The organism is Thermostichus sp. MS-CIW-15 (assembly GCF_054060575.1).
The window spans coordinates 70182-81020 of record NZ_JBSSDI010000007.1; the positions used below are offsets into that span (position 1 = coordinate 70182).

Here is a 10839-nt window from a genome sequence, read left to right on the forward strand (position 1 = left end):
TAGGGATCAACGTCAAAATAAAAACTTCTCTGGAACATCCCCAGGACGTTTCCGTCCCCTTGCGGGGAAAAGGTAGGGATCAACGCCTCAAGGCAGTCAGCCGTATGCTTACAATGCCAAGTTTCCGTCCCCTTGCGGGGAAAAGGTAGGGATCAACGCTAAGTCACTTAAGAATTTTTCATCTGGTCTTAACTCTTGTTTCCGTCCCCTTGCGGGGAAAAGGTAGGGATCAACAGCTCCAGCTTGATGGTCAGCACTTCACCACTGGCCAGGTTTCCGTCCCCTTGCGGGGAAAAGGTAGGGATCAACAGTTGGTGTTTGCGGATGGAACTGTTATCGGTTTAGAGGACGTTTCCGTCCCCTTGCGGGGAAAAGGTAGGGATCAACGCGACCAAATGCCTGCGCAGTCTTGTCAGACTGCGTATGTTTCCGTCCCCTTGCGGGGAAAAGGTAGGGATCAACTCCTCTTTCGTGAACATAACCGACCTCCCTTTACAGGTTTCCGTCCCCTTGCGGGGAAAAGGTAGGGATCAACCACTGGGACGAAAAAGTGGACTACGATGTAGCCCTCGTCGTTTCCGTCCCCTTGCGGGGAAAAGGTAGGGATCAACTCATGGAACCGGTGATCACTATCGTCATGAAGGACAAGTTTCCGTCCCCTTGCGGGGAAAAGGTAGGGATCAACATCGGGAAACTGTTGAAGCCGTTTGGCTCTATCGCTGCGTTTCCGTCCCCTTGCGGGGAAAAGGTAGGGATCAACGAGAGATCTTCGTTTGAAGAAGATCCTGAAGGAAGATGTAGAGGTTTCCGTCCCCTTGCGGGGAAAAGGTAGGGATCAACCACTGGGCTACATCCCTGAACCCCCAAGATCTGTATACCTGCTGTTTCCGTCCCCTTGCGGGGAAAAGGTAGGGATCAACCTTTGGAAGAAGTGAAGTCTTCCCTGCCTGAAATGATAAAGTTTCCGTCCCCTTGCGGGGAAAAGGTAGGGATCAACGCTGCGGGTGGTGGACGGGTGGCACCTGTTCCCTGTTGTTTCCGTCCCCTTGCGGGGAAAAGGTAGGGATCAACCCTACCTTCGGAAAAGCCTGAATTCATGAGGTTTTCAAGGTGCGTTCGCGAGGGAGTACGGAGATTCCTCGACACAGATATTAACATTGTCCTCGCGGCCAAGCGCAAGCGGGGAAATTGAGCTTGCTACGGCCATTATGTCACGTTTTTGGGCCAATCGGGGCAAAAGATCTAAAGTTTCCCTTAAAATCTTGTGCCGGCAGAGTCAGGCTGGTGATGGCTCGCCCCGACAGATCGCGCACAAAACTTTACAATTTCGGCCCGGTGGAGCCTCAGAAGATCAGGTAGTCCGGCGGCTCATAGGGGGGAGGCCCCCCGAAGACTTTGGCCTGCTTCTTGGCCGCGGCATCCAAAGGGTAGGCCCGCAGGCTATCTTCCTGGAGGTTGAGCAGAGGCAGCCACGACTTTTCCAGCTTCTCTTCCAGCTCGGCAGTGTCCAGGGGGCATTCAAAAACGGAGTATTGCACTCGCTGGCAGCACTGCTCCAGGCGTTTGGCCAACTGGTGTCGGCGCTTATCGTCCACCACGTCGTAGCAAACCAACCACAGCATCAGCGCAGCTCCATTGCTTCGTACTCCAGGTTGCCGCTCACCAGGCAACGGCCTAGCCAGCGGGCTTGCTCCAGCACGATTTGGCTCAGAGCCAGGCGACGCGACTGGGGAGGATAGAGCAACGGCTCGCGGAAGCGGCGCTCCAGCTCACCCAAAAACAACTTTTTGGCCAGGGATCCCAGCCATACGCCTGTCCCATCCGGCGACGGCTCAAAGTCTTCCGGCGTGAGCAGGCCAGCCTTGACAAGCTGGAGCACAGCCCAATCCACCACCAAGGGTCGAAACTCCTCCATCATGTCCAGCACCAGGTTGGGGCGGTAGGGCAAGTTGGCGTGGAAAAAGCCGAGATAGGGATCCAACCCGGCCATCACCACTGCGGAGAACACGCGGGCCAGCAGCACCCCGTAGCCCCAACTGAGCAGAGCGTTGATCGGGTCGAGCGGCGGCTGTCTGTTGCGGCCAGTGAAGTTCCACTCAGGCGGAAAGCAATGTTGCAGGGATTGGTAGTAGGTGCGGGCGCAAATGCCCTCCAGGCCCATCAGCGCTTCTCGATCCGGAGGAGTGGTGGAGCGATCCAACTGTTGCAGGTAGGCGGCGATAACATCAATACCCTCCTGTAAGGGGGCAATTTGGCCGCGGGTAGCCCGGTTGTGCAGTTGTAGAATTGCCCGCTGGTTGCGAATTTTGCCCCGCACAATGCGCTTGGCCAACTCCAGCCCCCAAGGGGAATAGGCCCGCTGATATTGGGCCAGACGCATCTCAGGGTTGGTGGAAAAGGATCCCTGCAGGCGACCGCGAAAACCGCCATCCGCACGCAAAAAAATGGTTTCGATGCCTCGATCCAGCAGTTGGGCCAAAGCTGCGCTGGTCAATTGGATCCCGGGCAACACCACCACCAGCTCCACCTCCGCAAGGCGGCAAAGCTGCTCTTGACCACGGCGGCGAATGAGCAGGGTTTGGTTTTGGCAGTGAACCACAGTCCCCGGCTCGGTTAGGTAGAGGGTGGTCATGGGCAGGAAGGTCAAGAAAGCTTCAGGTCGGGGCGATAAAACTGCAGCTCTGCCTGGGCTTCCCGAGCCATCTGTTCCCGGTAGGCCAGGGGAGCGATGACCTCGCCGTTGGGCCGCCAATCCCGCAGGCGCATGGTGAAATTGGTATCTCCCACCCGTACCCAGGCGCGGAAGTACCGGTCGCTGGTTGGTCTTTGCCGGACAATGTTCAAAATCTGTTCGCGCTCCCGCGCATCCGCCACTGCCTGCTGCACCAAAGCCGGGATCCGCTCGTAGGCAATGGGCTGGAAGGTGGGGTGGCGTACTGTGTTGTCCACGTAGCGGCGGGCAAACTGCGGCGCAAAGCGCAGGATCAAGAGCGCCTTGGGCAGATAGAAATCGGATCCCCAGGCCTCTTCCCAGGCCGCTTGCACCTCCTCAGGAGTGGGCAGATTCCCCTGCCTCTGGCGGGCCAAGAGCTCCGCCGGCACCGCAGGGTCAGACCAGGGCACCACCGTCAGGCGAGGCGAGCGAATGCGATCCAGGCGAAAGTTGTGCCAGCCCAGGGATCTGGCAGCGTGCGGGAGCTGGCCGAAGGCGGCCAAGTACTTGGCGCGGCGGGCATAAAACAGGCAAACCGGGTAGGTGAGGACCTTTTGGATCCCGTGCTGGCGAGTTTCGTAATCAAAGCGGATCAGCCCTGCTGCCGGTTTTGTCCAGAAAGCCTCTAGCTGGTTTTGGTATTCGTCCACCCGCTCCTGCTGTTCGTCGGAGAGGATGTACTCAAACCAGACAAAGAGCCGCCGCTGCGAGTGTTGATGCCCCCCCCAGATATCGTCCAGCAACACCTGCACATCGGGATGCACAAAGGCCACGTCGCTGAGGACGTGGTAGATCTGCTCAAGCTGGCTACCCGACAACGTCAAGGCCGAGGCGGGCGTCGGCAAGAGGGGGCGATCCCCGGCGGCACGGCAGCGAAAGTTATCTCTTCGCCTGGAGTTGGCCTCGATTGGCTGCAGCCAACCCTGAGCGGCCAGGTAGTCCAGCTCTTTGCGCAGGGTGCGGTGGGTCTTCAAAAAGGGCCGGCTGGCCAGCCGCGTCTCCAGATGGGGAACTTCGGCTTTTAAGGCGGCCAGCAGGTCGGGATGCTCCAGCCAAAAGCTCAGAGGCTTCTGGCAAATGCAACTGGGATCCGGGCAGGAGATCCCATGGGGCAAATCCTGCCGGGGGTGGCTGGGCGAGAAGAGGCGATCGCGGATGTGGGTGTAGCCAAAGGTCTCTGGCAGATCCGGCCAACGGTTTTCGCTGTACAAACCCTGGAGCAACACCCAGAGACGCACCGCCCGCTCCAGGCGCTCTGCCAACTGCCCGCCTGCCAGCCAGCGCAACACCTCCACCGTCAAAGGCAACTCCCCTCCGTTCATCTCCCCCTCCAGGGCAAGGCACAGACCAAGGTCGGATCCCTTCGCCCCTACTCTGCCAACAATTGGAAGATCTTGCTTCCAATCTTCCCCATACTGGGGCCAGGCTGTTGTCTTTCTGTCCCAATTTCCATGTCTGCTGTGGCGCTGCAGTTGCGGTCTGGCTATCTGGCCCATTGGCCGCAGAAACCCCATCTTGGGGGGCTACCGTTTCAGGTGATTGAAATCGAGCTGACCCGACCGGATCGGCTGGTTTTCCCGGAAGATCTGGCCCAACTGCGCCTGCCTGGGGGGATCGACCCCCGCTTGGGAGTGGTGCTGAGCGGGCGCGCCCCCATCTGGCTCTACGGCTGGTTGGTGCACGAGTGCCACTTTACCCGCTGGGTGGCCTGCTACGACCCGCGCTTGGGGGCAGTGGTGGTCTCCAGCCATAGCCCAGACGTGCAGGTGGGCGAGATCATTCCCTGGGTGCAGGGCAGGCCAGGCTCAGAATTGGCGGCGGCAGTGATGGTGGTGGGCCCTCCGGATAGCGGCAAAAGCCGCCTGGCCCGCGCTCTTTTCGAGTCCCTGCTGCCTCAGGCTCCCAACGTTTATCTGCAGCGGGCCCACTGGGATGGGGAAGGAAATTGGACGTTGGATCTGCCGCCGGAAGAAGCCAAAATCCTCAAGCACCGCTACCGGGGCCGCCTGACCCCCGATTTTTTCAGCTTTCACGCCCAGGCCATCCTCGCCCTGCGCCAACAAAAAAGCCTGGTGATCGTGGATGTGGGCGGCAAGGTGGATCCCCACAAGCAGCCGATCCTGGAAGCCTGCTCCCATTATCTCTTGGTCAGCCGGGATCCGGCGGCCATCCCCCTCTGGCATGAGTTTTGTCGGGATCGGGGCAACTTGCGGTGTGTGGCCGTCCTGCACACCGGCCCCTGCCCGGAAGATCTACCCAGGGATCCCAACCAACTGGAGCTGTGCTGGGATCCCGGCTCTCCGCTGCCTGCCGAGCTGGTGCGGGTGGTGCGCGGCTTGGTCGGCTCGGCAGGATAATGGCAGGGAGCTTTCGGCGGCGTGCCGGATGAGATTTTTAGTTAACCGCTTCAGGGTTAGCCTCATGCCCGTAGAGGTAGCTGAGGACAGAGTTGCGCAGGCGATAGTACTGCGGATCCTCCAGAATGCGCTCGCGGTCGCGAGGACGTGGGAAGGGAATAGAAATGACCTGCCCAATGGTAGCTGCAGGGCCGTTGGTCATTAACACCAAACGGTCGGCCAGAAACAGTGCCTCATCGATATCATGGGTGATCATCAAAACCGTGCAGCGATGTTCATCCCAAATGCGCAACAGCTCCTCCTGCAGTTCCTCTTTGGTGATGGCATCCAAAGCCCCAAAGGGTTCATCCAAAATCAGGACTTCTGGTCGAATCGCCAAGGCACGGGCAATGGCCACCCGCTGCTTCATCCCTCCGGAAATTTGCGGGGGATATTTTTGGGCAGCTTCCCCCAGCCCCACCAAATTCAGGTGTTCCTCTACAATTTGATGCTTTTCCGACTGGCTCTTTTGAGGGAAGACCGACTGGACGGCCAGGTAAACATTTTCATAGACCGTGAGCCAGGGTAACAAGGCATATCCCTGAAACACCACCATGCGATCTGGGCCAGGAGCTGTAATCGGCTGGCCTTTCAGCTTCACCGAGCCGCTGGTGGGCTGGGTAAAGCCAGAAACCATATTCAGCAGCGTGGTTTTGCCACAGCCGGAATGTCCAACTATGCAGACAAATTCTCCTGCATCGACCCTAAGATTGATATCTCGCAAGACGGGATACTCCCCCTTAGGAGTTGGGTAAGTCTTGCTGACATTCTCAAGGGTTAAGTAGGGTTCTGCGGCTGTGGCTACTGGGGTAGAGGTTGTCAAGAGGGCAGTCATCGTGGGGTGCTCCAATTCATCGTTTTCTCACAACTGGGAACGTGCTTTTGCAAAGGGAACCTCTAGAGCAACACAGGACGACGATCCAAAGCAACCTCGGCTATGTAAATGTCGTGCTTAATCGCCAAACTGTTGAGGTAAGCCAAGGGATCCTCGCCATTGAAAGGGATCCCGTCGAACAATTGAATGGGCTGCCGTTGGTAAGACACATCCAGCCCCAGCTCGCGGGCCGCCGTACTGAACACCCCCACCTGACACACCCGCTCCACGATCTCCACCCAGTTGCGGGGGAAGGGCAGATCCCCCCAGCGGGCCATTTGCGTCATCATCCACAGATGCTCGGTGCGGCTGGGGCGGTTGCCGGCGCCCAGAAAGAACTGATGGTGGGCATATTCCCGCATCGGCATGTCTAGGTCACAGATCAGGCGCTGGGGATCCCCCAGGTGAATGTAGGATGGGTCGGTGCTCAGGTAGGCGCGGCGGCTGAGCAGCTCGCGAATCTCGTCGTGATGGGCCGGGTCTTCACAGTAGCGGCAGGCTTCCAGCAGCGCTTTCACCAAGGCAATGTGGGTGTTGGGGTAGGCCCTGGCCCAATCTTCTCGCACCCCCAACACTTTGCCGGGATGGCCCAGCCAAATCTCCAGATCCGTAGCCACCGTAAAGCCACTGCCCTCTAAGGCTGCCCGCAAATTCCAGGGCTCTCCCACACAGTAGCCATCGATGTTGCCGGCTGTTAGGTTGGCCACCATCTGGGCCGGTGGCAGGGTTTTCAGCACTACATCGTGATCCGGGTGGATCCCGCCGGCTGCCAGCCAATAGCGCAGCAGCAAGTTGTGCATGGAGCTGGGATGCACCACCCCAAAGGTCAGCCGACGGCTGGGGCTATCCAGGATGTAAGCCTTCAACTGGCTCAGCGTGTGGATCCCTTGCTCGTAGAAGCGCCTGTGCAGGGTAATGGCATTGCCGTTGCGGGTCAAGGTGAGGGCAGTCACCACCGGCTGGGGTGGGTTGTCCCCGCCGCCCAGAGACATCCACACCGGCATGCCGGCGGGCATTTGGGCCGCATCCAAGTAACCTCCCTGGATGCCGTCTTGGATCCCTCGCCAACTGGTTTCCCGCACCAGATTGACTTCTTCCAGGCCGTGTTTGGCAAAAAACCCCTTTTCTTTGGCCACCGCCAACGGGGCGCAGGCGGTCAGGGGCACAAAGCCGATCTCCAAGTTGATCTTTTCTAAACCGTGCCTGGCCACCACGGTGCTGCGGCGGGCCCGCCACTGTTTGATCCGTTTTTGCTGGTTCAAAAAGTAGATGATCTCGCTGCGATAGCTGTAGTAGCTGGGGTGATTGACTACCTCCAACCGGCGGCGGGGGCGGGGAATATCGATGGTTAAAATGTTGCCAATTCGGGATCCCGGCCCGTTGGTCAGCATCACCACCCGATCCGAGAGCAGGACGGCTTCGTCCACGTCGTGGGTGACCATGAGGGTGGTCATCTGGTGTTCTTCGCAGATGCGCATCAACTGCTCCTGCAAATTCCCGCGCGTGAGGGCATCCAAAGCGCCAAAGGGCTCGTCCAACAACAACACCTTGGGCCTCACAGCCAAAGCGCGAGCGATGGCTACCCGCTGCTTCATGCCCCCTGACAGTTGAGCCGGGAACTTATCCGCCGCCTGCCGCAAGCCGACCAGATCGATATGTTCTTCGACAATCTGCTGACGCTCTGCCGGGGAGTAGTTTTTCAGCACAGCGTCTACCGCCAGGGCAATGTTTTGTCGAACCGTTAGCCAAGGCAAAAGCGAGTAATGCTGAAACACCACCATGCGATCCGGGCCGGGAACGGTGATGGTGTGTCCATCCAAAGCCACGATCCCTCCGGTAGGCAGAGACAACCCCGCCACCATGTTCAGTAGGGTGGACTTGCCGCAGCCGGAGTGGCCGATTAAGGAGACAAACTCCCCGCGGTGAATTTGGAGATCGATCCCTTTGAGGGCTAGATATTCTTGGACTCCAGGCAGACCAAACGCTTTTTCCACTTGCTCTACACTGACCAATACAGACACAGAAGACCTCCCCACCTGTAGATATTGCTCAGCAACTCGGATCCCAGACCTCAGTTCTACTCTTTTTGAAGAGCTGATTGGGGCTAACACTCAAAGACAATGTAAGAGGGATCCCAACTCAATTGGATGGACATGCAGTGAAAAGATCTGCAAACGAGGCTAGCGATTGGCTATTTTGTTTTGCAGGGCAGCCACCAGTCGATCCAAAAGCAAGCCCACCGCCCCAATGTAGATGACAGCAACGATGATCTCAGTCACGTAGTTCTGCTGGTAGGCATCCCAGATGAAAAAGCCGATCCCTGGCACGCCGGACATGACAATTTCTGCAGCAATAATCGCCAGCCAGGATAGGCCAATGCCAACCCGCAAACCTGTGAACATGTAGGGCAAAGCAGAGGGCAGCAGCACCTTAAAAAAGAAGTCAACTTTAGAAAGCCTCAGCACTCTAGAAACGTTGATGTAGTCTTCCGGGATCTGCCTCACCCCCACCGCCGTGTTGATCAAAATGGGCCAGATAGAGGTGATGAAAATAACAAACAAAGCAGCCGGCTCATTGCGCTGCAAAGCAGCCAAGGAGATGGGCACCCAAGCCAAGGGAGCCACCATGCGCAAAAACTGGAAGATGGGATCCAAAGCGCGGTTGATCCACATGCTGCTGCCCACCAAGATCCCTAGGGCAATGCCCACCAAAGCGGCACTGCAGTAGCCGATGACCACCCTTTGCAGGCTGGCCAAAGTTTGGCGCAGCAGCCCTTGGTCGAGGTCGCTATTGCGGTACAGAGGATGCAGGATTAGGTAGCGGCTGCGCTCATCCATCCACACATCCCAGGGCCCCGGCAGCCGAATCAGGTTGGCGCCGGACAAAAGTTGCCAAATCAACAAAAATCCCACAATGCCAACCACGGGAGGGAGGATCTGATCTCGATACTTGGCAAAGTCGAACTTGGTTGTCGAGGGCTTTGCCGGAGAAGAAAGTGTCGTCGTCATGGCTCCTAGAGAGGATAGAGTTTTACAAAGTTCTCTGTTTCTGCGCCTTCGAAACACCTCGACTGAGGGGTTCTACAAAGTTCTGGAATCAGAGCATGAACTTGGATCAGCTTTGCCTTTTCCTTGGACGGGCAAGCACAGGGACTGCAAACTCGACAAAACTCTCACAGCAATCAGCAAAATCAGCGCCCCCATTGCCATTGAAAGGATGAGCCTGTCCCAGTAAAGCTTGGCTGGTCTCTCGAAGCAGGGATCCCTGGAGTGTTCTCGCGGAACGTGCAGCAGAGCTAACATGGCCGATCCTCAACATAGTGTTCAGAACCATTCAAAAGGCGCAAGGCTGACAGTCTCTATCAACCCGATGTGAGCAGAAAGCTCGGCCCAGCCTTTTTTAACTCGATGGGATCCCGCGAATGGGCAGGATTTCTGCTACACAAGAAACACGTCTGTGTTGACCTGAGCCGAGACTAGGCCCTCTTGATTTTCAGGCTGTTCAAGTAGGCCTGGGGATCCTGGGGGTCAAACACCACACCATCGAAGAAACGCTCCGTTCCCCGCGAAGTGTTGTTGGGAATATTCTTCACTCCCAGCGCTTGGGCAGCCTCCCGCCAGAGATCTTCGCGGTTCACCTCATCCACCAGACGGCGGGCAGTATCCAAATCCTTGAGGAAGCGAGCGTGGAAGCCCCAACGCAGCGATTCGGTCAAGAACCACAGGTCATGGCTCTTGTAGGGATAAGAGACGCTGCCCCGCCCATCTTCCCAGTACAGAGGCCCGGCGTTGAAATCTTGAACAGCCGGCTTGCCATCTCCCAATTCGTACTTGCCCTGGAAGGGAGGCGTGAGAACCTCGACCGGCACATTCAGATAAGCGCGCCCCGAAAGGATGCGCGCCAGCTCTTCACGGTTGGCCGGATCGTCGCACCATTGCTGCGCTTCCATCACAGCCATCAAAACTGCTTGTGTGGCTCTGGGGTTTTGCTCCACCCAGTCGGCGCGAATGGCCAAGTATTCTTCGGGGTGAAAAGGCCAGATCTGCTGGGTGAGGGCCGCCATAAAGCCGATCCCATCGGCCACAATCCGGTAGGGCCAGGGATCCCCGGTGCTAAAAGCATCCATGGTGCCATTGCGCATTCCCTGCACCGTTTCGGCAGAGGGAACCGCCAACAGGTCGATGTCTTGATCCGGATCTACCCCCCCAGCAGCAAACCAGTAACGGATCCAAAAATCTTGATTGACGTTGGGGAAGGTATGAGCGGCCTTGAATTTGCGTTTGTTGCTGGCGCTGAAGTTTTTGATGTAATCCGCGGCTCCCGAGATATCCAGCCCCAAACCCTTGCCAGCATGCATTCCGGCAATGGCAATCCCGTTGCCTTGGGTGATCAACTGACACAGAACTGCCATGCGCACCGGCTGATTGTTGGTGATGGCGCCAATGTGGATCATGTGAGGCATCGGCATCTGCCACTGGCCACCGTCGATTCCCCCACCCGCTGAGCCGATGACCACATTGTCACGGGCTGCCGGCCAACTGGCCTGCTTCAAAACCTCTACACCGGTCATGCCATGCTTGTCGAAAAAGCCCTTTTCCTTGGCGATGATCAGGGGGGCAGACTCCACAATCGGTATAAAGCCTAACCTGAGATTGGGGGTTTCTGGGCCGCTGGCCTGGGCAACCCAGTAGCCTGTGCTGGCCCGTGCTAAGCTGCCACTCACGAGTCCACCCACGGTGGCCGCACCCGCAGACAGCAAAAAGTTACGACGTGACGTCATGCTCACCTCATCGAAAGGATATGTGAAGGCAAGAAGGAAGCTTTCCAGTTCAAGTCGCCTGACCCATGGATTTCCT

The 10839-nt window shown here is 57.7% G+C and carries 8 protein-coding genes and 1 CRISPR repeat array (1 of these 9 cut by a window edge); of the genes, 1 reads left to right on the forward strand and 7 read right to left on the reverse strand.

Annotated elements, in window-relative coordinates:
* A CRISPR array of direct repeats spans positions 1–1071; the repeat unit is 37 nt; unit sequence GTTTCCGTCCCCTTGCGGGGAAAAGGTAGGGATCAAC (it extends 259 nt beyond the left edge of the window).
* Between the two features lie 272 nt (positions 1072–1343).
* From cas2 to ACVW0R_RS04150, 3 genes are read right to left on the reverse strand one after another with little or no spacing between them, the layout of a single operon-like run.
* Entirely contained in the window at positions 1344–1622 is a 279-nt protein-coding gene (gene cas2, locus ACVW0R_RS04140) for a CRISPR-associated endonuclease Cas2 (RefSeq protein WP_099812317.1), read from the reverse strand.
* The gene (gene cas1 / locus ACVW0R_RS04145; protein WP_457501705.1) at positions 1622–2632 is read right to left on the reverse strand and encodes a CRISPR-associated endonuclease Cas1; all 1011 of its coding nucleotides are present in this window, start codon (positions 2630–2632) and stop codon (positions 1622–1624) included. Before cas1 ends, cas2 begins: the two co-directional genes overlap by 1 nt.
* An 11-nt stretch (positions 2633–2643) precedes the next feature.
* On the reverse strand, positions 2644–4035 hold the full coding sequence (locus tag ACVW0R_RS04150; RefSeq protein ID WP_457501696.1) for a TIGR03985 family CRISPR-associated protein: 1392 nt from the start codon (positions 4033–4035) through the stop codon (positions 2644–2646).
* Positions 4036–4164: 129 nt separating this feature from the next.
* Here ACVW0R_RS04150 and crn3 point away from each other — a divergent pair, with 129 nt between their 5' ends.
* Complete coding sequence (gene crn3, locus ACVW0R_RS04155) at positions 4165–5070, forward strand: CRISPR-associated ring nuclease Crn3/Csx3 (RefSeq protein WP_414403019.1); 906 nt, start codon at positions 4165–4167, stop codon at positions 5068–5070.
* Positions 5071–5107: 37 nt separating this feature from the next.
* Here the strand turns inward: crn3 and ACVW0R_RS04160 are convergent, their stop codons facing one another.
* The 4 genes from ACVW0R_RS04160 to ACVW0R_RS04175 form a co-directional block, all read right to left on the reverse strand.
* On the reverse strand, positions 5108–5944 hold the full coding sequence (locus ACVW0R_RS04160) for an ABC transporter ATP-binding protein (protein WP_099812314.1): 837 nt from the start codon (positions 5942–5944) through the stop codon (positions 5108–5110).
* 62 nt (positions 5945–6006) lie between these two features.
* Complete coding sequence (locus tag ACVW0R_RS04165) at positions 6007–8004, reverse strand: nitrate ABC transporter ATP-binding protein (RefSeq protein WP_457501697.1); 1998 nt, start codon at positions 8002–8004, stop codon at positions 6007–6009.
* A gap of 159 nt (positions 8005–8163) precedes the next feature.
* Entirely contained in the window at positions 8164–8991 is an 828-nt protein-coding gene (gene ntrB, locus ACVW0R_RS04170; RefSeq protein WP_099834626.1) for a nitrate ABC transporter permease, read from the reverse strand.
* A 467-nt stretch (positions 8992–9458) separates the two neighbouring features.
* On the reverse strand, positions 9459–10769 hold the full coding sequence (locus tag ACVW0R_RS04175) for a CmpA/NrtA family ABC transporter substrate-binding protein (protein ID WP_457501698.1): 1311 nt from the start codon (positions 10767–10769) through the stop codon (positions 9459–9461).
* Positions 10770–10839 lie beyond the last annotated feature (70 nt).

What these genes read in the sequence shown, in the direction of transcription:
- crn3 (WP_414403019.1), top strand. Translation starts at nt 4,165, where the DNA reads ATGTCTGCTGTGGCGCTGCAGTTGCGGTCTGGCTATCTGGCCCATTGG.
- cas1 (WP_457501705.1), bottom strand. Translation starts at nt 2,632, where the DNA reads ATGACCACCCTCTACCTAACCGAGCCGGGGACTGTGGTTCACTGCCAA.
- ACVW0R_RS04150 (WP_457501696.1), bottom strand. Translation starts at nt 4,035, where the DNA reads ATGAACGGAGGGGAGTTGCCTTTGACGGTGGAGGTGTTGCGCTGGCTG.
- ACVW0R_RS04160 (WP_099812314.1), bottom strand. Translation starts at nt 5,944, where the DNA reads ATGACTGCCCTCTTGACAACCTCTACCCCAGTAGCCACAGCCGCAGAA.
- cas2 (WP_099812317.1), bottom strand. Translation starts at nt 1,622, where the DNA reads ATGCTGTGGTTGGTTTGCTACGACGTGGTGGACGATAAGCGCCGACAC.
- ntrB (WP_099834626.1), bottom strand. Translation starts at nt 8,991, where the DNA reads ATGACGACGACACTTTCTTCTCCGGCAAAGCCCTCGACAACCAAGTTC.